This window comes from Acinetobacter haemolyticus, assembly GCF_900406815.1.
Taxonomy (GTDB): Bacteria; Pseudomonadota; Gammaproteobacteria; order Pseudomonadales; family Moraxellaceae; genus Acinetobacter; species Acinetobacter haemolyticus_A.
The window spans coordinates 1-396 of sequence record NZ_OVCN01000057.1 but is presented as its reverse complement, the minus strand read 5'-3'; the positions used below and the strand labels follow the sequence as shown (position 1 = coordinate 396).

1 protein-coding gene is annotated in these 396 nt (G+C 68.2%); it reads right to left on the bottom strand.

Features of this window, described 5'->3' with window-relative positions; translation table 11 throughout:
* Positions 1-396: biotin/lipoyl-binding protein (locus DK207_RS15650; RefSeq protein WP_162540253.1), on the bottom strand; the 396-nt coding region annotated here is incomplete at both ends.

Genomic DNA, 396 nt, shown 5'->3' with positions numbered 1-396 from the left:
CTCAGCTTGAGCGCCTCCATCTGGCTCACCGCACGCTTGGCCACCAGCGGGCGAACCAGGTCGAGCTGGCTCTGCGCCAGGTGAATCTGCCGCTGGATCGCCTGGGTGCCCTCCACCAGTTTGTCGCGGCGCGACTTGAACAGCTCGCGTTCGGAACGCGCCAGCGGCCCCTCGGGATCGACGTCCGGCGGGAACTCGATGCTCTTCTTGCCTAGCACCTCGGCGTCGAGCCGGGCAATGGCCGCGCGCAGCACGCTGGCCTGGTTCGCCGACTCCTGGAAGTTGGTGAGGAAGCGCGTCTGGTCGAGGCGCACCAGCGGCTGGCCGACTTCCACCAGGTCGCCCTCCTTCACCAGCAGGCGGTCGAGGATGCCGCCCTCCAGGCTCTGGATCTTC